Raw genomic sequence first — 24522 nt, forward strand, 5'->3', positions numbered from 1 at the left:
CCCTGGTGGGACGTACAAACGATCGATCTCTTGGCGTCAAGAGAGATCGTTGGTCAGGCTATCGCGCATCCGGGAGCCCGGACGTCCGGGTTCATGTGGCCCACCCCACAGCATGCCGCGTATGGACCGAAAGAGGCGGCCGCCGGTCCGGGAGAGGGGTGGACCGAGGCGGCCGCCAGGTGGGGTACCGGGCCGGGAGAGGGATGTCGATCTCCCGGGCGGGCCGGATTCCCGTGGGGGTACTGTCCGCCTGCCCCGGACCGCGGAAGGCATTCCTCCTCGACGGCAATTACTTTTCCGATACGGCCCATAACGAGGGGTTACGAGCCCCTTCCGCACGCGGAGGGCGCGCAGATCCATGCCGCGCGCCCCCATTTCAGACCTCCAGGACCGACGCCTACCCCGTGCACCCCTCCTGCCCCGTGGCCAGCGTCACGCAGGCCGTGGCGTCGCCCGCGTCCTTCACGGCCACCATCGGGGTGTAGGCGATGTTGTCATTCGCCTCCTCGATGGCCGCCGTCTGCCTGGTCTTGCCGACGATCACCTGGACCTCGTCGCCCAGCGCCGCCTGGGTGATGCGCGCCCAGGCCGCTCCGCAGGTCTTGCTGTAGCGGACCTCGACCTTTGTCGTGTTCACGAACTTGACGTCGGTGGTCGTCACGAGGCTGCCGATGCACCCCATGGTCTCGGGGTCCTTGCCGTCGCAGTCCTTGCCGCTGCACTTGACGCCGTCCGGGAGGTCGGGGTTCGTGACGCCCGTGGTCTGCGGGGACGTCGGCGGCTTGTCCGCCGTGTCGTCCTTCCCGCCGCCGTTCGTGAGGAAGAAGGCCGCCGCGATCACGACGAGCGCGCCGACGACTCCCGCGAGGAACATGAACACCCGCCGCTTGGCCGACGAGTCACCGTCGTGGGGGCGCCTGGCACCGCCACCGCCCTGCGGCGGACCGAAGACACCGGGCGGAGCCGACGACCCGCCGTCGGGCAAACGCGCCGGAGACACCGAGGAGGCCGATGCTCCGTACGCCCCCGAGGACGACGCCGAAGGGGTGGCACCCCAGCTGACACGAGAGGCGCCCGCGGCGGAGGACGGTGCGGAGGACGGCGACGCGGGGAGCGAAGGGGCCGGTGACGAGGAGGACGGGGCGGCCGACGAACCGCCGTACGACGGGCGCGACCTGCGCTCCTCCCCCGGCGGCTGCGCCTGCGGCGGGACCGTCGGCGAGACGCCCGCCGGACCTGCCACGCCCGGCGTCACGGTCGCGCTCCGGCTCGCTCTGCCGTTCTTGCCGCCCTTGACGGTCGACTGGCCGCCCGTCTCCCCCAGCGCGGCCCGCGCCTGCGAGATACGGATGGCCTCCATGGTCATGTCGTGGCGCATCTCCGAGCGGCTCCAGGCGCGCTCGGCCAGCTCCCACATGGTCGTCAGATGGATGGGATTGGTACCGGTCACCTCGGCCAGCGCGACGATCGCGCCTTTCGGCGCGAGCAGTCTGCCGTTGAGATACCGCTCCCAGGACGTCTTGCTGTAGCCCGTGCGGTCGGCCACCGCGGCGATGCTCATTCCACTGCGGTCGACGAGCCTGCGCAACTGGCCCGCGAACTCCCTGACCTGTGGATCGAGTTCATCGGGCAAGGCCCTCCAACGAGGCATTGCTTCCCCCCTCTTCCCCCCGAACGTCTCTGCACTTTCCCCCCGTGCCGACTATCCCTGTGCCGCGCATGATGCCCTCGCTGATCCTGGTCCGGGACCGAGCCCGAGGCTCTCTCCGAAGCCCCTCTCCGAAGCCCCTCTCCGGAGCCCCGTTCTGGACTACCCATGGGGATGCGCCCGGTCGGGATGTCAGTTCCCGGGAAGGGGGCGTGCGGGAGCATTTCGGGCTGGACATGCACCTTTGCACGCCCTCTACCGGTCTGTGGTCCAGTGTCCCACCGGCATCCCGGGTTGACGGGCGGAATTGCCGGTCCGCGCGCGGGACGTCCCGGACCGTCCCGGACCATCCCAAATGCTCACGTTAGCCCTGGTGTTGAGTGGATCGGCGGTGAATTCTCGAACTTGTCAACACATCGACACAACGACCACACATGCACAGTCACGTGAGTCGAACCGAGGGACACCGAGGGACACCGAGGGACCAGGGGGATCACATGCAACACAAGGCCAGGCTGCTGCTCGCGGCCGTCGCCGTGACGGCCTCGGCCGGGCTCGCGCTCGGCGCCGCCGCTCCGCTCGCCACGGCCTCCGGGTCGTACGTCGTCGACGGCTCCGGCGACGCCACCAACGACTGGGGCGACGAGGGCACGCTCTCCACCGGCAAGCACTCCAGGAGCAACGCGACGCGGCTGTGGCAGACCGTGCTCTACGCCGACGGCGCCAAGTGGAAGGACGCCGGCGGGGATCTGCACACCTTCACCGCGTCGGACATCGACGGGATCTTCGGCTGGAAGACCCGCTCGGCGACGAAGTACTGGCAGAAGGAGGAGGGTCTGGAGGACATCGACGGCATCGTCGGCAAGGAGACCTTCGGGCAGGCCGACGGCTACCTGTACGGGCCGTACAGCGACGGCGAGGTCACGTACACGGGCGTGGCGTACGAGGTGTCCTTCAAACGGCTCGACGGGGAGTACTACGTCAAGGTCGGCTCGAAGTGGAAGGTCGCCGCGTACAACTGGCGGAGCTGAGGGCCCGGTTGAGGCAGGGGCCGGTTGAGGCAGGGGCCGTCACGACAGCGTGACGGCCCCTATCAGTGCGACGCCGACGAGGGCGAGGAGCGCGAGGACGGCGAGCGCGGCGTAGAGGGCCAGTCGGCCGGGTGGCCTGGTCCTCGGTTCCTCGGCGGGGGCGTCCCACCAGGGGAGGGTGGGGTCGTCCTCGTACACCTCCGCCTCGGCCCCCGCCACCGCCGACCCCGCCCCGGCGGTGTCCGTCGCCTGACCCGCGGCCCCCGCCGCCGGGCGCGGCCAGACCCGTACGGCCAACTCCCAGCGCACCCCGAAACGTTCGGGGTCCTCCCCCGCGACCCGGCACAGGGCCACGACGGCTTGGCGGGGCGGGGGCTGGGTGCCGTTGAGGTACCGCTGCCAGGAGGACTTGCTGTACGCGGTACGGGCGCCGAGCGCGACCAGACTGAGTCCCGTGCGGTCCTTGAGCAGCCGCAACTGCTCCACGAAGTGCTGAACCTCCGGGGGGAGTTCGTCCGGCAGCGGCTGCCAGGCGCTCATCGGCTGCCTCCTCGGCTTCGGGCGGGGGTCCGACCAGGCGACAAGGGTCTGAGTAAGGAGTAAGGAGTAAGGGGACTGAAAGGGGCTGAGTGAAGGGTCTGAGCGTGGGACGACGGTGGCGGGCGGACCGGTTCCCACTGGCGCGAACGCCGCCCCCGGGGCTGATTCTGGCGGCGCCGTGGAGTGATTCCAACGGCGCCCCGGGGGTGGGACGGGTCGCGCCCCGGAGTGAGACGGGTCGCGCCCCGGAGTGATGACGCGCGGGTGCCGTCGTCGTGGCCCCGTACGGACACCTTGGCGGAATGGTCACTTCCGTGCCACAGCGGCCTGACAGGTGTTGAACAGGGCGTTCAACGTGCACGAGTGTGGATCGCGGCGGCGGTCCGTCCTTACTCGGGGGAGGGGATGGGCCGCCGTCGCACGTGTGCGCCCCTCACTCCGTCTCTTCCTCGACGGTGAAGTGCAGCACGTCCTTGAGGAAGGGGATCTCCAGCAACGGCTTGGGCTGCGCCATGAGCGCGAGGAGCACGATGGCGGTGCCCAGGGCGATGTACGTGACCATGTCGGTGAAGCGGGAGCGGACGGCGAGCATGCCGACGTCCGGTACGACCCAGCGCAGCACCGCCCCGGCTAGCAGGGCGCCACCGATCAGGATCGTGCCGACCCGGAACGCGTCGAACGCCGTGACCAGCAGCCCGAGCGCCACCGTGCACAGTACGGCGAGGATCGGCCACTGCCGGGCGGGCGCGGGCGCGCCACGGGGCGCCGCACGGCCACCGCCCTCGGGTCGCGCCGTGTCCTTGGTGAACATCGGGAACCGGCGGGTGGTGCGCACGGGCTCACCGTCGGCGCCGGGAGCACTCACGGGGTCCCGCACCTCGATCTCGTCCGCGGCCCGCGACATGTTCCCCTTCTCCAACGTTCCGGGGCTCCCGGACGCCCCGGAGCTTCCCGGTTTCCCGGAGCTTCCCGGTTTCCCGGAGCTTCCCGGTTTCCCGGAGCTTCCCGGTTTCCCGGAGCTTCCCGGTTTCCCGGAGCTTCCCGGCTTCCCGGCTCGCCCCGACGCGCCCGGCGGCTCCGCCGACCCGTCGGTCCGTCCGCCGACCGGTGTCCGCGACGGCTCGGTCCGCCCATCGGCCGATGTCCGCGGCCCCTCGGCCTTCTCCGACGTCCGAGGCGTGGCCGGCCCCCCGTTCCTCGCCGACAGCCCCTCCGGCAGCCCCTCGGCCCCGCCGTCAGCCGACACTGCGCTCCGCCGCCTCGACCACGTTGACGAGCAGCTGGGCGCGGGTCATCGGGCCGACGCCACCGGGGTTGGGGGAGATCCAGCCGGCGACCTCTGCGACGCCGGGGTGGACGTCTCCGACGATCTTGCCCTCTGCGGAGCGGGAGACACCGACGTCGAGGACGGCGGCGCCCGGCTTCACGTCCTCGGGGCGCACGAGGTGGGCGGAGCCCGCGGCGGCGACGATGATGTCGGCGCGCCTGAGGTGGGCGGCCAGATCACGCGTACCGGTGTGGCACTGGGTCACCGTCGCGTTCTCGCTGCGCCGGGTCAGCAGCAGCGGCATCGGGCGGCCGATGGTCACACCGCGGCCGACGACCACGACCTCCGCGCCCTTGATCTCGACGCCGTGCCGGCGGAGGAGGGTGAGGATGCCGTTGGGGGTGCAGGGCAGCGGGGCGGGCTCGCCCAGGACGAGGCGCCCGAGGTTCATCGGGTGGAGACCGTCCGCGTCCTTGTCGGGGCTCATCAGTTCGAGGACGCGGTTCTCGTCGATGCCCTTGGGGAGCGGCAGCTGGACGATGTAGCCGGTGCAGGCGGGGTCCTCGTTGAGCTCCCGCACTACCGCCTCGATCTCCTCCTGGGTGGCGGTCGCGGGCAGTTCGCGTTGGATGGAGGCGATGCCGACTTGCGCGCAGTCGCGGTGCTTGCCGGCGACGTACTTCTGGCTGCCGGGGTCGTCCCCGACCAGGATCGTGCCGAGTCCGGGCGTGACGCCCTTCTCCTTCAGCGCCGCCACACGGGCGGTCAGCTCGGACTTGATCTCGGCTGCGGTGGCCTTGCCATCGAGAATCTGGGCGGTCATGGCCCCAATCTTCGCGGATGACCCGCCCCCGGTTCCAATCCGGCCGCCCCTTGGACACGCCTGGACACACCCGGTGACACACAGCGGCCCGTGTCCGACAAGATCGCACGTGTTGCACTTGCACAACACCCGTGAAATGTGGCTGGACATCCGGGCGGGCACATAAAACGATTGGGACACAGTGCCGCGGGCACTGCCGGGGGATGTGACCAGTTCAAGAATTCAGGACATTCCTCCGAACCGTGCCTCGCGTCCCCGCACAAGGCAACGGAGGAGACCCGCCATGAGCTTCGGCGACCCGAACAACCCGTACGGCCAGCCCAAGCAGGAGCCGCAGAACCAGGGCTACGGTTACCCGCAGCAGACCCCGCCCCAGCAGCCGGGCTACGGCTACCCGACCGCCCCGCCGGTCTCGCAGGGGTACGGCGGCGGCTACCCGACCGGTCCCATGACCATGCCCAGCACGGTCAGCTCGGCCCGCGTGATGCTCTGGGTCATCGTCGGCCTCCAGGTGATCGGCGTTCTCCTGTACGGCATCGGCGCGGCGGCCGTGAGCGCGGCCAGCGACAGCACCGAGGACCCCGCGCTCCAGGACGCGCTCGGTGACATCCCGGTCGGCCTCATGTGGGCGATGGCCGTGTTCGCGGTGGCCTGGCTCGTCTACGCGATCATGCTCGCCGTGAAGTTCAACACCGGCGGCAACGGCGTACGTGTCGCGGCGCTGGTCTTCGGCATCATCACCGCGGTGCTGGGCATCTACCCGTTCTTCCTGATCGGCCTCGTCCACCTGGTGCTGGGCATCCTGATCGCCGTGTTCGTCGGCAACGCGAACGGCAAGGCGTGGTTCAACCGCCCGCGCTACTGAGCCGCCGAGCACGCTGAAGGGCCGTACCCCTCCCGCGGGGTACGGCCCTTCAGCGCGTTCACGCCAGGCAGGCCCCGGGGACCGGCATGGGTGCCACGGAGTTCACCGTGCTGTCCCAGGTCTGGGTTCCGCCGGCGGGAAGCGCGTAGTTGAGGCCGCCGGTCACGCAGTAGGTGACGCTCGTGCTGTTGGTGACCTCGGTGACCCGCAGAGCGGGGCTGAACGTGGCTCTGTCGCCCTGCCTGACCAGTACCGGCTGAGAGCCGAACAACGGCTGGAGACACACGTACCCGATCGGACAGAACACCGCCGTCTCCTCCCCGGCGGCGGTGGCCGTGCCGGCCGCCCCCGTACCGAGTACGCCGGCGAGTGCCACGCCGACGACGGCGAGACGACGCATCCCTTGGAAACTGCGCATCCCTTGGAAACTGCACATCCCTTGGAAACTGCGCATCCTTTGGAAACTGCTCCACATGACGGGCCCCCTGAGTCCCTGAGGAATCGCTGACCTCCCGACCCTCGCAGCGGAGCAGAGGACTCTGTACCGGGGTATCGGCCATTCCGGCCCACTCCACGCCGTTCCAGCCCCGGCAAAGCTTCGCAGCCGCACAGGAGCTTCACCTTCCGTGGCGTTCCCGTGCCGTTCGCCCTGCCCGAGCCACTCGGCGGCCCCGACACGGTAGCCTCGCGTCAACTGGCGTGACGCCAGAGCACATTGAGAAGGAAGAGCACTCGGGGGATCCATGTCGGACCAGCGGCCCACGCCGCCCTACACACCTGCGTCCGGTGAGGCCGCGCTGAAACAGGCGGGCGGGACCCCGCTGCGCCCCGCCGACCCGGCGCACATCGGCCCGTACGCGCCGCTCGGGCTGCTCGGCAGCGGCGGCATGGGGCGGGTCTATCTGGCGCGGCCCGGCGACGACCGGCCGGGACTCGCCGCGGTGAAGGTGATCCGGCCGGAGTACGCCGAGGACGCCGAGTTCCGGCGGCGGTTCGAGCGCGAGGCCACCGTGCACGGACGGGTCCGCACGCCGTACGCCCCACAGTTGCTCGGCACCGGCTTCGACGACGAACTGCTCTGGATGGCCACGGAGTATCTGCCCGGCCTGAACCTCGCCGACGCCGTCCGCGCGTGCGGCAAGCTGGAACCGGCCGGAATGTGGCGACTGGTGGCGGAACTCGGGCGGGCCCTCACGGCGCTGACCGCCGCCGGTGTCGTCCACCGGGACCTCAAGCCGTCCAACGTGATCCTGTCGTCGCGGGGCGCGCATGTGATCGACTTCGGCATCTCCCAGGCTGTGGACAGCAGCGCCATCACCACCACCGGCAACCGGGTCGGCACCCCCGCGTACATGTCGCCCGAGTATCTGCGGGACGGCCGCTGCGACACCGCCTCCGACGTGTTCTCGCTCGCCTGCACGCTCGTCTACGCCGCCACCGAGCACGCCCCGTTCGGCGACGGCACCGGCGTGGACGTGATGCACCGGGTCGCGTTCGAGGAGCCCAAGCCGGAGATCATGGCCGAAGTCGCCGCAGCGGACGCCGAGTTGGGCAGGCTGCTGACCGCGTGCCTCGCCAAGGACCCCGGCGGGCGTCCCACCCCACGGCAACTGATCGACGCGGCCACGGCCGCCGGGCACAGTCCTGACGGGGCTTCCGCGTGGCAGGAGCCCCTGAACGCCCGGCTGCTGGAACGACGCCAGGCCTGCGAGACCCTGGCCCACGCCACCGCCCAGCAGACAGGCCATTTCCGCACCCCCACCCAACGCGTCACCGCCCCCACCCCCGGCCCGGCCTTCGGCCCACCGACACCCCCGGGCGCGTACGGCCCCCCGACCCCACCCGCACCGGTCCAGTACGGCGCGCCCGCAACTCCCGCTCCCCACCCGGCAGTGGCTCCGAGCCAGCAGCCCCATGCGAACCAGGCCGAGAAGAAGACGAAGCGGAAGAAGCCGTACTTCGCCGTCCTCGCGGGATTGGCCGTGTGTGCCGTGGCCGTGAGCGCCTTCCTGGTCACCGGCCCGCTCTTCGACGACACGGCCTCCTCGTCCCCGAGCACCTCCGAGACATCCGAGACATCCGAGACCTCCGACACCACCGCGTCCGACGACGAGACGGCCTCCTCCCCCTCGCCCGACTCCTCGCCGTCCCCCTCCCCCACCAAGTCGGGCAAGGAACGGCAGGAGAAAGAGGACAAGGAGACAGGCGGATCGACCGCGGACGACGGACAGGACGGCTCGTCCGACTCCGGCGGCGGCAACGACGGGGCCCGGCCCACGGCCACCGTCACCGCCACGTCCGGCGGCGGCACCGGCAACACGCCCAGCACCGCGCCGACCAAGACCGCGACGAAGCCCGCCGATCCGCCGTGGCTCACCCAGTGCACGTACTACTCCGGCACCGAACTGACCCAGTACGGCGACGAGAACAAGCGCGTCACACAGGTCCAGTGCATGCTGGTCAACCGCGGCTACGGCATCGGCAGCGCGGGCGTCGACGGCCAGTTCGGCAAGGACACACTCGCCGCGGTCAAACAGTTCCAGAGCGACAAGCGCCTCTCCGTCGACGGCGACGTCGGCGTCAACACCTGGGCTGCGCTGCGCAGGTCGACGTAGCGACGTAGCCCCGACAGAGCAGCGAGGGCCCGCCGGTCGGTGACGACCGGCGGGCCCTGTGCGGCAGGGTGCGGCTCAGTGGAAGAAGTGCCGCGTGCCCGTGAAGTACATCGTGATGCCCGCCTTCTGAGCGGCCTCGACGACCAGCTCGTCGCGGACCGAACCCCCGGGCTGGACGACGGCCTTGACGCCGGCCGCGGTCAGGATCTCGAGCCCGTCGGGGAACGGGAAGAACGCGTCGGAGGCGGCGTACGAGCCCTGGGCGCGCTCGGCGCCGGCGCGTTCGACGGCGAGCTTCGCGGAGTCGACGCGGTTGACCTGCCCCATGCCGACGCCGACCGAGGCGCCGTCCTTGGCGAGGAGGATCGCGTTGGACTTGACGGCGCGGCAGGCCTTCCAGGCGAAGGCCAGCTCGGCCAGCTCCGGCTCGGACAGCGCCTCACCCGTCGCCAGGGTCCAGTTGGCGGGGTCGTCGCCCTCGGCCTGGAAGACGTCCGTCACCTGGGCGAGGCCGCCGCCGTCGATCGGGCGGAACTCCGCGACCGGTTCGGGCGCCTCGGGGCAGCGCAGCACACGGATGTTCTTCTTCCTGGCGAGCGCTTCGAGGGCGCCCTCCTCGTAGTCGGGCGCGACGATGACCTCGGTGAAGATCTCGGCGACCTGCTCCGCCATCTCCTTGCTGACCGGCCGGTTGACGGCGATGACCCCGCCGAACGCGGACAGCGGGTCACAGGCGTGCGCCTTGCGGTGCGCCTCGGCGACATCGGCACCGATCGCGATACCGCACGGGTTGGCGTGCTTGATGATCGCGACGGCCGGCTCGGTGTGGTCGTACGCGGCACGGCGGGCGGCGTCCGTGTCCGTGTAGTTGTTGTACGACATCTCCTTGCCGTGCAGCTGCTCGGCACCGGCCAGGCCGCCGCAACCACCTGTGTAGAGCGCGGCGGGCTGGTGCGGGTTCTCGCCGTACCGCAGGATCTGCTTGCGCTCGTACGTCACGCCGATGAAGCTCGGGAACTCCTCGCCGTCACCGGCGTACTCCCCGAGGAACCAGCCGGCGACCGCCACGTCGTACTCGGCCGTGTGCCGGAACGCCTCGGCGGCGAGCCGCTTGCGGGTGGCGAGGTCGAAGCCGCCGTCACGCACGGCGGCGAGGACGTCGGCGTACCGGGCCGGGCTGGTGACGACGGCGACCGAGGGGTGGTTCTTGGCGGCCGCGCGGACCATCGACGGGCCGCCGATGTCGATCTGCTCGACGCACTCGTCGGGCGTGGCGCCCGAGGCGACGGTCTCCTGGAACGGGTAGAGGTTCACGACGACGAGGTCGAACGGCTCCACGCCGAGCTCGGCGAGCTGCCGCCGGTGGTCCTCGAGGCGCAGGTCGGCGAGGATGCCGGCGTGCACGCGCGGGTGCAGGGTCTTGACCCGGCCGTCCAGGCACTCGGGGAAGCCGGTGAGCTCCTCGACCTTGGTGACGGGGACACCGGCGGCGGCGATCTTCGCGGCGGTGGAGCCGGTGGAGACGAGTTCGACGCCCGCCTCGTTCAGGCCGCGCGCGAGGTCCTCGAGGCCCGTCTTGTCGTAGACGCTGACAAGCGCGCGACGAATGCCCCGCTTGCCGCTCTCGGCCGTGACAGTGCTGTCGGCGGTCACTGGATAACTACCTTTCGTCCCTCAATGCGATAGCCGTTGCGGGCGAGCCGCCCCACGACATCGACGAGCAGCCTTCGCTCGACTTCCTTGATGCGCTCGTGCAGAGCGCTCTCGTCGTCCTCGTCCCGGACCTCCACCACGCCCTGGGCGATGATCGGTCCGGTGTCGACGCCGTCGTCGACGAAGTGGACGGTGCAGCCGGTGACCCTGGCGCCGTACGCGAGCGCGTCCCGCACACCGTGGGCTCCGGGAAAACTGGGCAGCAGCGCGGGGTGGGTGTTCACGACCCGCCCGCCGAAACGCGCGAGGAACTCCTTGCCGAGGATCTTCATGAACCCGGCGGACACGACGAGATCGGGCTCGTACGCGGCGACGGCCTCGGTGAGGGCGGCGTCCCATTCCTCGCGCGTCCCGTAGTCCTTGACGCGGCGGACGAAGGTCGGCAGCGCGGCGCGCTCGGCCCGGGCGAGCCCTTCGATGCCGCCGCGATCGGCCCCGACGGCCACGATCTCGGCGCCGTAGGCCTCGATGCCGGTCGTCGCGATGGCGTCCAGCAGCGCCTGGAGGTTGGTGCCGGATCCGGATACCAGCACGACGAGGCGCTTGGCCACGGGCTTGGCGGCCACGGTGGGGCCCTTTCTCGGGGGAGCGGTGATGCGCGGGCGACCGTTTGTACATTCATACGAATGCTTCGCTTCCCGGTATACGGGGAAGTCTACGAAACGGCCGACCGTCAGCAACGATACCGGCACACCGGTCGGCCCCCGTGGGACGGGGGCGTGGCCGGAAGGTAGCGTCTGCGAGGAGCGGGCTCGGGAACGCGGTCGGTGTGTGGGGCGTTCACGCAGTGACAGCTCATGCCGTGGCAGCAGATTTCACCGCCGTACGCACCATGCCGTTCCACATCGCTCAACCTCGTTCAACGTCGTTGTTCGACCTCGTACTCACCAAGGGGAAGACGCACTCCTGATGCCGGACCGCAGCCTCCGCCTTCCTTCGCTCCTGCTGCGTGAGCGGAGCTCCTCTCCCACGCCTCCGCGCGAGAGCGAGGACGCCGCCGGACAGCCCGAGCAGTCCGGGCAGCCTGGGCAGTCCGGACGGGGCCAGGGCTCCGCTGGTGGGCGGGGTCCGGGGGCGGGTTCCTCCGACGACAACCCGTTCGCGCCGCCGCCCGAGGGCGCGCCCGACCGGCCCTGGCAGCCGCGTCGGCCCGCGAGCGGACAGGACTCCGACGGGGGCGGTCACGGCCCTGGTGGCGGTGGTCATTCACCGTGGGGCAGTCAGTGGAGCGACCGGCAGCCGGGCCGCTCGGCCGGCGGGCACTTCGGCGAGCGCCCGGGTGGGCAGGGCGGGCCGGGCGGTCCCGGCCAGGGCCCCGAGGGCGGTCCGGGCACCGGGCTGCGCTGGGACCCGACGGACCCCGCCCAGCGGCGTGCGCGGTACGCGCTGCTCTCCGGCATGTGGGCCTTCTTCTTCGCGCTCTTCGCCTGGCCGTACATGGCCCTGCTGCTCGGCTCCCTGGCCATGTACTGGGCCATCAGTTCCCTGCGCGCCAAGCCCGCCGCCCCGGACCCGACCCGGTCGGCGGCCCCCGAGCCGAGCGGGCGCCCCCAGAAGACCGCGGCCATCAGCGGCCTGGTGACCTCGTCCCTGGCCCTCGCCATGGTCGCCGCCGTCTTCACGACCCAGTTCGTGTACCGGGACTACTACACCTGCGTCAACGACGCCCTCACCACGGCGTCGGAGAAGTCCTGCAAGGAACTCCTGCCCGAGGGACCGGTACGGGAGCTGCTGGGCAACGCCCGCTGAGCGGTCCTCGGGAGGGGACGCGCCGTCGGTGCGGCGCGGCAACTGGGGCGACGCCGGTGCGCGAGCCGCGGGGGCAGGGTCAGGAGGCTTGTTCCCGGGCCTCGCCGGTTGCTTCCTCGGGGTCGAGGGCGGATCCGACGTCCGGTCCGGCTCCGGTTCCGGGCCCGGGTCGGGTTCCCGAGGTCGGCTCGGACTGGGTGAGTCCGGCCGCTCCCGGCTCGCCCTGATGAATGCCGGAGCTGAGTGCAGTTGCTTCCCGCTTGTCGTGGCGCGTCACGGCCGACGCCACTCCCGGCTTCCGCCGGAACCCTCGGAACCGTCTGCCCTTGTCCGCCCTGTCTGTCCGCTCCGCGCTGTCCGCTTCCGCCTCCGTCGCGTTCCGCCGTCGCCGGAGCACCCCGCCCTCCGACGCCTTCCGCCCTCGCCGGAACACGCCTCCCTCGGTCGCCTTCCACCCTCGCCGGAACACGCCTCCCTCGGTCGCCTTCCACCCTCGCCGGAACACGCCTCCCTCGGTCGCCTTCCGCTCGCCCCGGGGCTTCTGTGGTGCCGTCGCCGTCCTCGTCGTCGACCCCTTCCGTTGCCGTACGTGCCACCAGCGGGCCGCGAGGGACACCGGCAGCCCCACCGCACCCACCCAGGCCCCGGCGGCGCCGCCCGTCTGCCACCAGAGGGGGCCGAAGTGGGCGAGGGCGGCGAGGCCGAGGGGGCCGGCGGCGAGGAGGGTGAGGAAGGCGAAGGCCAGGGCGCAGACGGCGGCGGCGAGAAGGGTCGCGGCGGTTGTGCGCCGGACGGACCAGGGTGCGCCCGGCTTCACGGCGGCCCGGGCCGCCGTGAAGCAGCCCACCGTCACCCCTGCGGCCAGGGGTACCGCCCCCACCGCCCAGGTCACCGGCGTGGGCACGCCCCCCGGCACCGCGGCGAGCAACGGCAACGGCGGCAGCAGGGTGGCGGCCGGAGCCGCCGCGACCAAGGGCCCGACGACATGCCCGGCGCCCAGGACGAACCCCGGGCCGAGCGCGTAGGCCGCCCCCCACACCGCCGCGTTCGGGACCAGGGTCACGCACAGCAGCAGTACGGCGAAACGGCCCGACCACCCCTCGGTGAGCTGGGGGAAGGAACCGCGGGCGACGTCTCCGTGCCACACCAGGGAAACCGCCACGAGCAGGGCACCGCCGCCGACCAGCACCAGCACGCCCGCCCCGGCGGCACGTCCGGCGGCAGCCATCAGCCGCAGTCGCCACTCTGTCTCCGGAGCGCCGCCCAGAGAGGCGGGCAGGCGCAGTTGGGGGCGCCCGCGCGCCATCCACATCCCCGTGCCCGCCGCGAGCGCCGCCAGCAGCGGTACGCAGACGATGGCCCACAGCCACGAGGGCCGCAGCGCCCCACCCGAGGCGTACAGGGTGACGGCGCCGCCGACGACCGTGTAGCCGATGACGAGACCGACCCATGTCATACGGGCCGTCGTCCCGAGGCCGGCGTTCGCGTGGTCGCGGGCCGAACGGTGCAGCAGGACGGTCGGCAGGGCGAGCAGCAGCAGGGGGACGAGGCCCACCGGGGCGGGGTCGCCCGAGAGCGTGTCGGCGCGGATCAGCTCCACGCCGTGGGACAGGAGCCACAGCGCCGCCGCCACGTGCAGCGCCCCCTCCGGCCCGCTGTCCGGGTACGGCGAACTGATCCACAGCAGCGTCACGAGCGCGGCGAACGCCCCGAGCCCGAGCCCCGCCGCCAGCATCCCGCCGAGCACCCCGGCGACCAGCTTGGACTGCCGGCGCGGCGCCGGCCAACCGTGGTCGGCGGGGTGGTCCGGCGCGGCGATCGGATCGTTCGGGCCGTTGCGGCCAAGCGCTCCTTTTGGGTTGTTTGGGTCTTTTCGGTCGTTCACGTGCGTCACGCGGCCATGCTCCCAACGACACGCGCTTTACCGGCGTAACAATGGATTCACGCACGTGTCGCCCAATATGTGCTTATGTGTTTTTTCGTACGAGGGCCAGCGACACGCGAGGCGAACCGGTGACCGGGGCCCCCGGTGAGCAGTCAGTCGATGAGCGATCGGCCCAGGGCGGGCCCGAGTGGTACCTGCAGCCCCTCCGCACGGACGCCGACGCCCACGATCCCGACCTGGCGCCCAAGCCCCTGACGCCCGCCCAGGCCTTCGACGCGCTCTACGCGTACTGCGCCCCGGCCCTCGTACAGCAGACCTACCTGCTCACCGGGCGGCGCCAACAGGCCCGCGACGCGGTGGAACGCGCCTTCCAACTTGCCTGGCAGCGCTGGCCGGAGGTGGCCATCGACCGCGACCCGGCCGGGTGGGTGCGGGCGACGGCACACGAGTTCGCGCTCTCCCCCTGGCACCGACTACGCCCCCGCGTCCCCCTCCCCTTCCGCCACCCGGAGCCACGGCCGGACGACCCCACCGGCCGCGCTCTGCTCGACGTACTGATGAAACTGCCGCCCCCGTACCGGCGTACCCTCGTCCTCTACGACGGTCTCGGCCTCGACCTGCCCGAAACGGCCGCCGAGACGGAGGCGAGCACAGCCGCCACGGCGGGTCGCCTCTTGTACGCGCGCGCGACGGTGGCCGCCCACCTCCCGGAACCGGTCGCGCCCGGCACGCTGCACCGCCTCTTGGCCGAACTCCCCGCCGGGATCCGACCCCGCCCCACCAAACCGATCGCGCTCCGCGCCCGAGCCGACCTCCGCGCCCGCCGGTGGATCCACGCCGCCATCGCCTTCACCACCCTCCTCCTCACCACCACCGCCCTGACCCTCCACACCGCCCCCGACCACTACGAACCCCCGATCCCCCAAGGCACCCCCATCCGCGGAGTACCCCCGAGAACAGCCCCCGGCCCCCTCTCCGAGCCCCAACGGCAACTCCGCGCAAAACTCAGATCAGAGTCAGCGGCAGGCCCAGAACGCCTACACCCGGAAGCCCAATGAGCCCATGCGTAGCTGCGGAGAGTTGCGCAGCCCACTCCCGCCCAGCACCGGCGCCGGGTGCCGTACAACCGAGCCGGGTGCCCACGAACGCCAGCGGGCCCGCACCCACAAAGGGGTACGGGCCCGTCCGACGTTCAGCCGAGGCCTGGTGGAGCGCCTCGCCTCAGCCGCCCAGGATCTCCCGCGCCAGCTTCGCCGTCTCGGTCGGGGTCTTGCCGACCTTGACACCGGCGGCCTCGAGGGCCTCCTTCTTCGCGGCGGCCGTACCGGAGGACCCGGACACGATGGCACCGGCGTGACCCATCGTCTTGCCCTCGGGCGCGGTGAAGCCCGCGACGTAACCGACGACCGGCTTCTTCACGTTCGCCTTGATGAAGTCGGCGGCCCGCTCCTCCGCGTCACCACCGATCTCACCGATCATCACGATGAGGTCGGTGTCGGGGTCGGCCTCGAACGCGGCGAGCGCGTCGATGTGCGTCGTACCGATGACCGGGTCGCCACCGATACCGACGGCCGACGAGAAGCCGATGTCACGCAGCTCGTACATCATCTGGTACGTCAGCGTGCCGGACTTCGACACCAGACCGATACGCCCCGGCTTGGTGATGTCACCGGGGATGATGCCGGCGTTCGACTGACCGGGGGTGATCAGACCCGGGCAGTTCGGACCGATGATGCGGGTCTTGTTGCCCTTCTCGACCGCGTACGCGTAGAACGCGGCGGAGTCGTGCACCGCGATGCCCTCGGTGATGACGACGGCCAGCGGAATCTCCGCTTCGATCGCCTCGACGACGGCGGCCCTGGCGAAGGCCGGCGGCACGAAGAGGACGGATACGTTCGCGCCCGTCTTCTCCATCGCCTCGGCGACGGTGCCGAAGACCGGGATCTCGGTGCCGTCGACGTCGACGGTCGTGCCCGCCTTGCGCGGGTTCACGCCACCGACGATGTTCGTGCCGTCGGCCAGCATGAGCTTGGTGTGCTTCATGCCCGTGGCACCGGTCATGCCCTGGACGATGACCTTGGAGTCCTTGTTGAGGAAGATAGCCATGGCTGTCTGAGTCCCTCTTCCTTACTTCGCAGCCGCGAGCTCGGCGGCCTTGTCGGCCGCGCCGTCCATGGTGTCCACACGCTGCACCAGCGGGTGGTTGGCGTCGGAGAGGATCTTGCGACCCAGCTCGGCGTTGTTGCCGTCCAGACGGACGACCAGCGGCTTGGTGACTTCCTCACCGCGGTCCGCGAGCAGCTGCAGCGCCTGCACGATGCCGTTGGCGACCTCGTCACAGGCGGTGATGCCACCGAAGACGTTGACGAACACGGACTTGACGTCCGGGTCGCCGAGGATGATCTCCAGGCCGTTCGCCATGACGGCGGCGGAGGCGCCACCGCCGATGTCGAGGAAGTTGGCGGGCTTGACGCCACCGTGCGCCTCACCGGCGTACGCCACGACGTCCAGGGTGCTCATGACGAGACCCGCGCCGTTGCCGATGATGCCGACCTCACCGTCGAGCTTGACGTAGTTGAGGTTCTTCTCCTTGGCCGCGGCCTCGAGGGGGTTCGCCGACGCGTGGTCGACGAGCGCCTCGTGCTCCGGCTGACGGAACTCGGCGTTCTCGTCCAGGGAGACCTTGCCGTCGAGGGCGATGACGTCACCGGAGGCGACCTTCGCCAGCGGGTTGACCTCGACGAGGAGCGCGTCCTCGGCGACGAAGGTCTTCCACAGGGTGACGAGGATGTCGGCGACCTTGTCGGCGACCTCGGCCGGGAAGTTCGCGGCCTCGACGATCTCGCGCGCCTTCTCGGGGGTCACGCCCTCGTTGGCGTCGATCGGGGTCTTGGCGACGGCCTCGGGGCGGGTGGCCGCCACCTCCTCGATCTCCATGCCACCCTCGACGGAGGCGATGGAGAGGAAGGTGCGGTTGGTGCGGTCGAGGAGGAAGGAGACGTAGTACTCCTCGACGATCTCCGGAGCGGTCTCGGCGATCATCACCTTGTGGACCGTGTGGCCCTTGATGTCCATGCCGAGGATGTCCGTCGCGCGGGCGACGGCCTCGTCCGGGGTGGCGGCGAGCTTGACGCCGCCGGCCTTGCCTCGACCACCGACCTTCACCTGCGCCTTGACGACGGACTTGCCGCCCAGACGCTCAGTGATCTCGCGCGCCGCCTCAGGCGTGTCGATGACTTCACCGGCCAGCACCGGTACATCGTGCTTGGCGAAGAGGTCCCTCGCCTGGTACTCGAACAGGTCCACGCGCTTCCGTCCCTATCAGTGATCTCGCGGTTCGTTGGATGCGTGGGCGTGCCGCGAGGGCAACGTGACGACCGCATGTGTCACAAGGGGTGCGCACACGGTGTCCGAGCGCGCGGCATGTCCGTCTCGCAGGTTATCGCTGCTTTAGGGAGCCCCCTAAATCGCAGGTCACACCTGAGCGGTGATACCTGTCACATGATGCCGCACTCACTGGCACGGCGTGCCGCGAGTGCGGAGCCTCACCGGACGGGGGTGCGCCCGGTGAGGCTCCTCCAAGGCCCTCCCATGGCTGTGAAGGGCCCGCGGCGGGTGATCTCCTCCCCAATGGGATCACCCGCCACCATCCGCCGGCATCCGCCCGGACACGACCGACGGATTTCGGCCGTCCGGATTTCCTCCGGCGGAGGGTCAAGTTGTTGCCACGTGTCCTGCGGCGGTCAGATACCGCGCGGTACGTAGCTCGTGGTGACCGAGTCGGCGACGCCCTCTGCGCCGGTGGCACCGGCGGGGCCGGAACCGCGACCCAACGGAAGCGGCGGCACCGGTGTCGTCCGGGGCTCCGGGGAAGGGGAGGGACGCCCGGACGGCGGGCATACCTGTTCCGCCCCCGCGCTACAGGTCTGGCGGGGTGAAGGCCTGCCCTAGCCGGGGAACTCGGGGATGTCCCGGTGGTGGTCCCGGGTCCCGTACGCGGCGTCGGCCGCGGTGGCGCCGGGCACGAGGCTCAGCGGCGCCTGGTGAAGAGAGGTGACGGCGTGCGGCTCGGCGTGGCGCGGCCCGCCGTTGTCGACCGCGGAGCGCCCGCGGAGCGCGCCGGTCGGAAGTCCGTCGGGGCCCTGCTGTACGGGCGTCCGCGCGACTCGCGCGTCCCCGGTACCGGCGGCCCGGTGAGCCACCGGCACGGCCACCGCACCGCTGTCGGCGCCGACATGCGGCCCGTGGACGACGGGCTCCGGGACGACGGCCCGCTCACGGCCACCGTCCACGATCGCGCCCGGCCGCTCGGACTCCGCCCCGCCCGGCACCTGCGGCGTCACGTCGGCCGGCAGAGTCTCTCCCGGCAACACGGGCCACACCGGCAGCCCGGGCAGGTCCGGCCACTGCGGAAGCCCGGGCGGCGACGGCAACTCGGTCACCGGCGGAAACTGCGACGGCGCCCCGACCAGCCCCTCGGTCACCGACTCCACCACATCACCGATCGGCCGCACGACCCCTTCGGCGACGGGCTGCACGAGGCCCTCGGTGACCGGCCGCACAAGGCCCTCGGTGACCGGCCGCACAAGGCCCTCGGTGACCGGCCGCACGAGGCCCTCGGTGACCGGCCGCACGACGTCGTCAGTGACCGGCCGCACGAGATCCTCGCTCACCGGCCGAACGACCTGCTCGGCGGTCGGCTCGACGACGTGCCGCGTGACCGGCTCGACGACGTGTTCGCCGACCGGCTGCACCACCCGGGCGACCGGGCCGGTGGCGTCGGTGACGGTGTCCGAGACGGCGGCCGTCGGACGGGGTACGGGATCGGGCGTGGTGTCGCGTGAGGTGTCGGGCGCGCCGTCGGACGCATGCTCGACGGAGGCCGCCGAAGCGGTGATCTCCTGGACCTCGCTGGTGATCGAGGCGAGCGGTGAGGTCGGAACCCCCTCCGCGGCGCTCGCCCGCTCCCCGCAGAGAACCCCCAGCACGAACAACCCACCCACCAGCAGCACCACTTGCACCACACGCCGCCCGGCGGCCCCGCGCATCACGCGCGGAGCGGCACCGGCACCGAGCGGCGCGGCTGCTGAGGACAAAGCGGGGAGGGTCCTTCCGTGCGGCGGAACGACGAAGTACGGGGCGAAGTTGCGCGAGATGCGAACACCCGTGTGAAGGCTGTGAAGTGCTGACGATCCTCGCACGGGACGCCCGCGGTCACGCAAGCCCCCTGTCACCGACGCGTTGTCATGTCCGCTTTTCAACCCTCCTTGTCCGGTTCTCAACTCCCGCGACGGCCCCGGTAACCTGCCATCCACCCGCACGGCCGTGCGCTGGCGGTCAGGCGGTCAGGCGGGTCTGACGGTCAGGCGCTGACGGTCAGACACCATCCGGTATCGGCAATGGCCGTTTCTCGATCGCCGCCGCCATCACCTCGGGGAAGAGATCGGGCGTGCAGGCGAACGCCGGTGCGCCGAGGGCCGCGAGCGCCGCCGCATGCTCGCGGTCGTACGCGGGCGCCCCCTCGTCGGAGAGCGCGAGCAACGTCACGAACTGCACCCCCGACGCCTTCATCGCCGCCACCCGCTTCAGCATCTCGTCGCGTATCCCGCCCTCGTAGAGGTCGCTGATCAGCACGACCACCGTGTCCGCGGGCCGGGTGATCTGCGACTGGCAGTACGCGAGCGCCCTGTTGATGTCCGTGCCACCGCCGAGCTGGGTGCCGAAGAGGACGTCGACCGGGTCGTCGAGCTGGTCGGTGAGATCGACGACGGCCGTGTCGAAGACGACAAGCCGGGTGCTGATGGACCGCATGGACGCCAGCACCGCCCCGAACACGGACGCGTAGACGACGGACGCCGCCATCGATCCCGACTGGTCGATGCAGAGGACGACGTCCTTCTTCACCGACTGCGAGGCCCGCCCGTACCCGATCAGCCGCTCGGGCACCACCGTCCGGTACTCCGGCAGGTAGTTCTTGAGGTTGGCCGAGATCGTGCGGTTCCAGTCGATGTCGTGGTGGCGCGGCCGGTTGACACGGGCGCTGCGGTCGAGGGCGCCGGTGAGGGTGGCCCGGGTGCGGGTGGCGAGCCGCTTCTCCAGGTCTTCGACGACCTTGCGCACGACGGCACGCGCGGTCTCCTTGGTCGTCTCCGGCATGGCCTTGTTGAGCGACAGCAGCGTGCCGACGAGGTGGACGTCGGCCTCCACCGCCTCCAGCATCTCCGGCTCCAGCAGCAGCGCCGACAGGCCCAGCCGGTCGATGGCGTCTCGCTGCATGACCTGGACGACGGAGGAGGGGAAGTACGTCCGGATATCCCCGAGCCACCGCGCCACCGACGGCGCCGACGCCCCGAGCCCCGCCGAACGCTCCCGCCCCGTCTGCGGCTTGTCCCCCTTCCCGTACAGCGCGGTCAACGCCTGGTCCATCGCCGCGTCCTGCCCGCTCAGGACACGCCCGGTACCGTCCGCCGAGTCCCCGCCCAGCACGAGCCGCCACCGCCTGAGCCGCTCGTCGGCCGCGGCCGTGTCCACCCCTGTTGTCCCCGTCGTCATCCGCGCACCTCCGTACGAGGCCGGTCCCAGAGCGGGATCACCGGCACGGTCGTCGTCGGGCCGTCGTCCGAGCGGCGCCCGTGGCCGCGCCCTCGCCTGTCCTTGGCGTCCACCGCTTCGGCGGCCTGCCTCGGCTCCCTCAGTTCCTCGGTCGTCATCCCGCCACCCCCACAAGGTTGTTGTCGTCGGCGTTTTCCTGGTCGCTCTCAAGGCCGAGCAGCAGCCGCAGCACCGGCAGTACGGCGTCGGCGCGCTCGGCGTCCAGCTCGTCGGCGAAGCCCGGTATGCCCGAGCCGACCGCACCACCGCTTCCCGCTGTTCCCGGTCCCCGGCGCACCAGTTCGCCGAGGGTCCTGCGCACCCCCGGCTCGTACGCCGAGAACGTGCGCCGCAGCAACGGCAGTACGTCGGTGAATGCGTCCCCCGGAACCCCGGTCAGCCAGGCGTCCACCAGCCCGAGCAGCCGCTCGTCGTGCACCAGCAGTATTCCGCCGCCGGAGCCGCCCCCGACGAACCCCTCGATCCACGCCGCCGCGTCGGCCGGCGCCGTACCCGGCGAGAGCACGAGCCCCATGAGCCGGGCGGCCTCGTCCTGCGCCAACTCCCCGTCGTCCAGCAGCAGTCGCACGGCCCGCCCCCGAATGACGCCCGGCACGGTGTCCCGCTCCGACAGGACGTGGAGCACGGAGTGCCAGCGGGCCCGGATGCCGCCCCGCATCTTTCCGTCCCGCTCCCCTGTGACGGCGTCGCCCAGCAGCCCCACCGCGCCGTGCACCGCGTCCACATGGCGGCGCATCTCCTGGGCCGCGTCCGCGTCGAGGGCGGCGCACGCGGGCGGGAGGCCGACGAAGACTCGCTCGGCGAGCCCGGCCGCGACCTCGGCCAGCGCCCGGGTGTCGGTGGCGCGGACGTCGCCGTAGCGGAGGGAGCGGACCAGGGCCGGGAGCGCCTGGGCGAGGTGGCCTACGTCGGCGTCGAGGGCGGCGCGGTCGGCGAGGACCCGCATCACCACCGGCAGGGCGTCCGGGAGTTCGGCGAGGAGGCAGCGCTCGGCTAGTCCGGTGATGTCGGCGAGCGACTGGGCCGACAGGGCGTCCGCCTCGGCCTTCGCGGTCGCCGCCGAGAGCACGGTGGTCCCCCACACCCCGGCCTCGGCGACCCGCACCGACAGCTCGGGCTCCCAGCGCAGTCGCCAGGTCTCCCGGAACGTCCCCGTACTGCCGCGCGAGGCGGCGGGCTCGCCCCACGCGATGCCGAGCAGCCCCAACCGGTGCAGGAGTCGGCTGCGCTCGGCGTCGTTCTCCTTGCGCAGGTCGAGCTCCAACTCCCGCTCCAGTGCCTCCGGCTTGAGCCGCAGCCTCCGCTGCGACCGCGTGAGGTCCCGCTGCAACGGCACCGCCGGCGCCGACGTGGGCACCTCGCCCAGCACATCGCCGACCACCAGCCGATCGTGCACCAGCGACAGCGGCACGTCCGAGCCCTCGCACATCACCGCCCGTACGGCGTCGGTGGTCTCGGTGAGGCCCGGCAGCGGTCGCCCGCGCATCGCGGCCAACGTCTCGGCGAGCCGTACCGCCTCGATGACATGCGCGGAGGAGACGATCCGGTCCTCCTCGCGCAGCAGCCCGGCCACCTTGGTCAGCCACCGCTCGACGGGGCGGTCGGGCGCGCCGAACAGATGCCCGTACCAGCCCGGCGAGTCGATCCCCGCCCCGTAGCCGCCGGCCCGGGCCAGCCGCCGGTGCGTCCACGGCACCCAGGTCATGTCTGCCTTGACCTTGGGCAGCCCCTTCAGCAGCGCCCGGTCGGCGGCCATGGTCCGCTTCTCCCGCAGCGCGGGCACATGCCAGGCCCCGCACACCACGGCCACCTCGTCGTCCCCGAACTCCTTCTGCGCGGCCCGCACCTGCAACCGCATGTACGCCTCGCGCACGGGGTCGCGGTCATGCCCTCCGTCCCCGTACACCTCCCGCAGCGCCCCCATGGCCTCCTCCAGCACGGTGAACGGCGCGAAGACGTCCCCGCCCGTCCCCCGGTGCTCGACCACGTCCTCCCACCAGCGCTCGGGATCGTCATGCCCGGCGGCTTCGGCGAGCGCGCCCAGCGGATCGACCCGAACCGCCTCATCCGCGGCCGACTCCTCAGCCGCCCCCTCCGGCTGCGCGGTCGGCCCCTCCGGCTCGGCGGTCACGGCCTCCTCCTTGCCCCAGGCCAGCGTGTGCGTCGCCGGAAGGTCGATGAAGCGGGCCGGGACGCCGTGGCTCAGGGCCCACCGGATGGCCACCCACTCCGGGGAGAACTCGGCGAAGGGCCAGAACGCCGAGCGGCCGGGCTCGTCCACCGCGTGGGCGAGGAGGGCGACCGGGGGCCGCATGTCCTCGTCGGCGGCCAGCGGGATCAGGGCGTCCGCCTCCGGTGGCCCCTCGATCAGCACGACCCGGGGCCGGGCCGCCTCCAGCGCGGCCCGCACCGCCCGCGCCGACCCCGGCCCGTGATGCCGTACGCCGAGCAGCAGCGGCCCGCCGCCGGACGGCCGCACCTGCTGCTGATACTCCTCGTGTCCGGTCACGCGCTCACCTCGCGGCAGGCGCGGTAGAAGTCCGTCCAGCCGTCTCGCTCGCGGACGACGGCCTCCAGGTACTCCTGCCAGATGACGCGGTCGGCGGCCGGGTCGCGGACGACGGCGCCGAGGATCCCGGCGGCGACGTCGGAGGGGCGCAGGACGCCGTCGCCGAAGTGGGCGGCGAGGGCGAGCCCGTTGGTGACCACGGAGATCGCCTCGGCCGTCGACAGTGTGCCGCTGGGCGACTTCAGCTTCGTACGGCCGTCCGCCGTGACACCGTCGCGCAGTTCGCGGAAGACGGTGACGACGCGGCGGATCTCGTCGATGGCGTCGGGTGTGGTCGGCAGATCGAGGGAGCGTCCGATCTGGTCGACTCGGCGCGAGACGATGTCCACCTCGGCGTCGGCGCTCTCCGGCAGCGGCAGCACTACCGTGTTGAAACGGCGGCGCAGGGCGCTCGACAGGTCGTTGACCCCGCGGTCGCGGTCGTTGGCCGTGGCGATGAGATTGAAGCCGCGGACGGCCTGCACCTCCTGCCCCAACTCCGGGATCGGCAGCGTCTTCTCGGACAGGATCGTGATCAGGGTGTCCTGCACGTCGGCCGGGATGCGGGTCAGCTCCTCGACCCGGGCGGTCATGCCCTCCGCCATGGCCCGCATGACGGGGCTGGGCACGAGGGCGTCGCGGCTCGGGCCGTGGGCGAGCAGCCGCGCGTAGTTCCAGCCGTAGCGGATCGCCTCCTCCGGTGTGCCGGCCGTGCCCTGGACGAGCAGCGTCGAGTCACCGCTGACGGCGGCCGCCAGGTGCTCCGACACCCAGGTCTTGGCGGTGCCGGGGACGCCGAGCAGGAGCAGGGCGCGATCGGTGGCGAGGGTGGTGACGGCGACCTCGATAATGCGTCGCGGACCCACGTACTTGGGTGTGATGATCGTGCCGTCCGGCAGTGTGCCGCCGAGCAGATAGGTGGCGACGGCCCACGGCGACAACTTCCATCGGGCCGGACGGGGCCGGTCGTCCTGCTCGGCCAACGCGGCGAGTTCAGCTGCGAAGGCCTGCTCGGCGTGCGGCCGCAGCGCCTCGTCGCCGGCCGGCTCTCCCGCTCCCCGCACGCTCGCGTCCGTACGCACGCCTACGCCCGCGTCCGTGTGCACGGGCGTGTGCGCGTTCGCGGGCGCGGACTGGTTGTGGGTCGGGTCGACAGTGGTCGTTTCAACAGACGCAGGCATGGCTGAGTCCCCCTCCAGCTCGGCCGGTTCGGATCTGGTCACCAG

At 71.6% G+C, this 24522-nt stretch carries 20 protein-coding genes; 5 read left to right on the forward strand and 15 right to left on the reverse strand.

What is annotated here, in order from left to right:
- Positions 1–397: 397 nt before the first annotated feature.
- Positions 398–1633: a DUF2690 domain-containing protein gene (locus CES90_RS07380; RefSeq protein WP_373313305.1), complete on the reverse strand. Its 1236-nt coding sequence runs from the start codon at positions 1631–1633 to the stop codon at positions 398–400.
- Between the two features lie 512 nt (positions 1634–2145).
- Between CES90_RS07380 and CES90_RS07385 the strand changes: the two genes are divergently transcribed.
- Positions 2146–2679, forward strand: coding sequence for a peptidoglycan-binding domain-containing protein (locus tag CES90_RS07385; protein WP_189782297.1), 534 nt, complete (start codon positions 2146–2148; stop codon positions 2677–2679).
- A gap of 39 nt (positions 2680–2718) precedes the next feature.
- On the opposite strand, the gene CES90_RS07390 is transcribed toward CES90_RS07385, so the two are convergent.
- The 3 genes from CES90_RS07390 to CES90_RS07400 all read right to left on the reverse strand — a co-directional run bounded on the left by CES90_RS07390 (position 2719) and on the right by CES90_RS07400 (position 5309).
- Positions 2719–3219 (reverse strand): helix-turn-helix domain-containing protein, encoded by a 501-nt coding sequence (locus CES90_RS07390; RefSeq protein WP_189782296.1) that lies wholly within the window; start codon positions 3217–3219, stop codon positions 2719–2721.
- A gap of 433 nt (positions 3220–3652) precedes the next feature.
- Positions 3653–4123, reverse strand: a complete 471-nt coding sequence (locus tag CES90_RS49360) for a DUF3017 domain-containing protein (protein ID WP_229913733.1) — start codon at positions 4121–4123, stop codon at positions 3653–3655.
- 331 nt (positions 4124–4454) lie between these two features.
- Positions 4455–5309, reverse strand: coding sequence for a bifunctional methylenetetrahydrofolate dehydrogenase/methenyltetrahydrofolate cyclohydrolase (locus CES90_RS07400; RefSeq protein WP_189782294.1), 855 nt, complete (start codon positions 5307–5309; stop codon positions 4455–4457).
- A gap of 283 nt (positions 5310–5592) precedes the next feature.
- On the opposite strand from CES90_RS07400, the gene CES90_RS07405 reads away from it, so the two are divergent.
- Positions 5593–6174 (forward strand): hypothetical protein, encoded by a 582-nt coding sequence (locus CES90_RS07405; RefSeq protein ID WP_189782293.1) that lies wholly within the window; start codon positions 5593–5595, stop codon positions 6172–6174.
- A gap of 58 nt (positions 6175–6232) precedes the next feature.
- Here CES90_RS07405 and CES90_RS07410 read toward each other — a convergent pair whose 3' ends face one another.
- A complete protein-coding gene (locus tag CES90_RS07410; RefSeq protein ID WP_229913732.1) occupies positions 6233–6592 on the reverse strand; it encodes a hypothetical protein in 360 nt (119 codons plus the stop codon).
- Between the two features lie 325 nt (positions 6593–6917).
- On the opposite strand from CES90_RS07410, the gene CES90_RS07415 reads away from it, so the two are divergent.
- Positions 6918–8789: a serine/threonine-protein kinase gene (locus CES90_RS07415; protein ID WP_189782292.1), complete on the forward strand. Its 1872-nt coding sequence runs from the start codon at positions 6918–6920 to the stop codon at positions 8787–8789.
- A 75-nt stretch (positions 8790–8864) separates the two neighbouring features.
- Here CES90_RS07415 and purH read toward each other — a convergent pair whose 3' ends face one another.
- Positions 8865–10442, reverse strand: a complete 1578-nt coding sequence (gene purH, locus CES90_RS07420) for a bifunctional phosphoribosylaminoimidazolecarboxamide formyltransferase/IMP cyclohydrolase (protein WP_189782291.1) — start codon at positions 10440–10442, stop codon at positions 8865–8867.
- The gene (purN, locus tag CES90_RS07425) at positions 10439–11068 is read right to left on the reverse strand and encodes a phosphoribosylglycinamide formyltransferase (protein WP_189782290.1); all 630 of its coding nucleotides are present in this window, start codon (positions 11066–11068) and stop codon (positions 10439–10441) included. The genes purH and purN overlap by 4 nt, the downstream gene beginning before the upstream one ends.
- 343 nt (positions 11069–11411) lie before the next feature.
- On the opposite strand from purN, the gene CES90_RS07430 reads away from it, so the two are divergent.
- The gene (locus tag CES90_RS07430) at positions 11412–12251 is read left to right on the forward strand and encodes a hypothetical protein (protein ID WP_189782289.1); all 840 of its coding nucleotides are present in this window, start codon (positions 11412–11414) and stop codon (positions 12249–12251) included.
- Positions 12252–12330: 79 nt separating this feature from the next.
- Here the strand turns inward: CES90_RS07430 and CES90_RS07435 are convergent, their stop codons facing one another.
- Positions 12331–14145 (reverse strand): cell division protein PerM, encoded by a 1815-nt coding sequence (locus CES90_RS07435; protein WP_308437848.1) that lies wholly within the window; start codon positions 14143–14145, stop codon positions 12331–12333.
- A 119-nt stretch (positions 14146–14264) separates the two neighbouring features.
- On the opposite strand from CES90_RS07435, the gene CES90_RS07440 reads away from it, so the two are divergent.
- Positions 14265–15194, forward strand: a complete 930-nt coding sequence (locus tag CES90_RS07440; RefSeq protein ID WP_229913731.1) for a SigE family RNA polymerase sigma factor — start codon at positions 14265–14267, stop codon at positions 15192–15194.
- A 163-nt stretch (positions 15195–15357) separates the two neighbouring features.
- Here the strand turns inward: CES90_RS07440 and sucD are convergent, their stop codons facing one another.
- The 7 genes from sucD to CES90_RS07475 form a co-directional block, all read right to left on the reverse strand.
- Positions 15358–16242 (reverse strand): succinate--CoA ligase subunit alpha, encoded by an 885-nt coding sequence (sucD, locus tag CES90_RS07445; RefSeq protein WP_189782288.1) that lies wholly within the window; start codon positions 16240–16242, stop codon positions 15358–15360.
- 21 nt (positions 16243–16263) lie between these two features.
- A complete protein-coding gene (sucC, locus tag CES90_RS07450; RefSeq protein WP_189782287.1) occupies positions 16264–17442 on the reverse strand; it encodes an ADP-forming succinate--CoA ligase subunit beta in 1179 nt (392 codons plus the stop codon).
- 641 nt (positions 17443–18083) lie between these two features.
- Positions 18084–19232 (reverse strand): hypothetical protein, encoded by a 1149-nt coding sequence (locus CES90_RS07455; RefSeq protein ID WP_229913730.1) that lies wholly within the window; start codon positions 19230–19232, stop codon positions 18084–18086.
- 280 nt (positions 19233–19512) lie between these two features.
- Complete coding sequence (locus CES90_RS07460) at positions 19513–20688, reverse strand: VWA domain-containing protein (protein WP_189782285.1); 1176 nt, start codon at positions 20686–20688, stop codon at positions 19513–19515.
- Positions 20685–20846, reverse strand: a complete 162-nt coding sequence (locus CES90_RS07465; RefSeq protein WP_189782284.1) for a hypothetical protein — start codon at positions 20844–20846, stop codon at positions 20685–20687. Before CES90_RS07465 ends, CES90_RS07460 begins: the two co-directional genes overlap by 4 nt.
- On the reverse strand, positions 20843–23257 hold the full coding sequence (locus tag CES90_RS07470) for a DUF5682 family protein (protein ID WP_229913729.1): 2415 nt from the start codon (positions 23255–23257) through the stop codon (positions 20843–20845). Before CES90_RS07470 ends, CES90_RS07465 begins: the two co-directional genes overlap by 4 nt.
- Positions 23254–24477 carry an ATP-binding protein gene (locus CES90_RS07475; protein ID WP_189782283.1) on the reverse strand — a complete coding sequence of 408 codons (1224 nt, stop codon included), beginning with the start codon at positions 24475–24477 and terminating at the stop codon, positions 23254–23256. Before CES90_RS07475 ends, CES90_RS07470 begins: the two co-directional genes overlap by 4 nt.
- Between the last annotated feature and the right edge of the window lie 45 nt (positions 24478–24522).

Source organism: Streptomyces capitiformicae (assembly GCF_002214185.1).
GTDB lineage: Bacteria > Actinomycetota > Actinomycetes > Streptomycetales > Streptomycetaceae > Streptomyces > Streptomyces capitiformicae.

Coding starts and splice junctions, on each gene's coding strand:
- CES90_RS07385 (WP_189782297.1), top strand. CDS start 2,146: ATGCAACACAAGGCCAGGCTGCTGCTCGCGGCCGTCGCCGTGACGGCC.
- CES90_RS07390 (WP_189782296.1), bottom strand. CDS start 3,219: ATGAGCGCCTGGCAGCCGCTGCCGGACGAACTCCCCCCGGAGGTTCAG.
- CES90_RS49360 (WP_229913733.1), bottom strand. CDS start 4,123: ATGTCGCGGGCCGCGGACGAGATCGAGGTGCGGGACCCCGTGAGTGCT.
- CES90_RS07400 (WP_189782294.1), bottom strand. CDS start 5,309: ATGACCGCCCAGATTCTCGATGGCAAGGCCACCGCAGCCGAGATCAAG.
- CES90_RS07405 (WP_189782293.1), top strand. CDS start 5,593: ATGAGCTTCGGCGACCCGAACAACCCGTACGGCCAGCCCAAGCAGGAG.
- CES90_RS07410 (WP_229913732.1), bottom strand. CDS start 6,592: ATGCGCAGTTTCCAAGGGATGCGTCGTCTCGCCGTCGTCGGCGTGGCA.
- CES90_RS07415 (WP_189782292.1), top strand. CDS start 6,918: ATGTCGGACCAGCGGCCCACGCCGCCCTACACACCTGCGTCCGGTGAG.
- CES90_RS07430 (WP_189782289.1), top strand. CDS start 11,412: ATGCCGGACCGCAGCCTCCGCCTTCCTTCGCTCCTGCTGCGTGAGCGG.
- sucD (WP_189782288.1), bottom strand. CDS start 16,242: ATGGCTATCTTCCTCAACAAGGACTCCAAGGTCATCGTCCAGGGCATG.
- CES90_RS07460 (WP_189782285.1), bottom strand. CDS start 20,688: ATGACGACGGGGACAACAGGGGTGGACACGGCCGCGGCCGACGAGCGG.
- CES90_RS07465 (WP_189782284.1), bottom strand. CDS start 20,846: ATGACGACCGAGGAACTGAGGGAGCCGAGGCAGGCCGCCGAAGCGGTG.
- CES90_RS07475 (WP_189782283.1), bottom strand. CDS start 24,477: ATGCCTGCGTCTGTTGAAACGACCACTGTCGACCCGACCCACAACCAG.